The sequence below is a fragment of the Mesorhizobium sp. M8A.F.Ca.ET.165.01.1.1 genome (assembly GCF_004792065.1).
In the GTDB taxonomy this organism is placed as follows: domain Bacteria; phylum Pseudomonadota; class Alphaproteobacteria; order Rhizobiales; family Rhizobiaceae; genus Mesorhizobium.
This window is the reverse complement of record NZ_SRTH01000090.1, coordinates 1-396: the sequence shown is the minus strand read 5'-3', so window position 1 is coordinate 396 and position 396 is coordinate 1. Positions and strand designations below refer to the sequence as shown.

Annotated in this window: 1 protein-coding gene; it reads left to right on the top strand. The window is 65.4% G+C overall.

Annotation, left to right across the window (positions count from 1 at the left end; translation table 11 throughout):
• Positions 1-80: 80 nt before the first annotated feature.
• A partial coding sequence (locus EN808_RS35240) for a biotin/lipoyl-binding protein (RefSeq protein ID WP_245525205.1) occupies positions 81-396 on the top strand: 316 nt, incomplete at its 3' end.

The following is a 396-nucleotide window of genomic DNA, read 5'->3' as shown; positions in this document are numbered from 1 at the left end:
TTGAAATAGCCGCCGCCCGCCGGGTGCCGGTCGACATTCATCTCCATTTCGGGAGTGCTAAGGTGTCTTTGTCCAGTTCCATCCTCCGCAAGCTGCCGGCCGCCGGCTTCCCAGCCGTCGCCGTCGTAGCAGCAGTGCTCGGCCTTGCTGGCTGCAGCCAGGAGAAGGCCGAGGTCGTCCAGGAAATCGTCCGGCCGGTGAAGGTCGTCGAGATCGGTGAGGCGCAGACCACCCGCCAGCTCGACTATTCCGGCTCGGTGCGCGCCCGTACCGAGATGAATCTCGGCTTCCGCATCGCCGGCAAGGTCACCGAGCGCCTCGTCGACATTGGCCAGCATGTCAATGCCGGCGACGTGCTCGCCCGCGTCGATCCGTCCGACTACGAGCTGTCGGTGA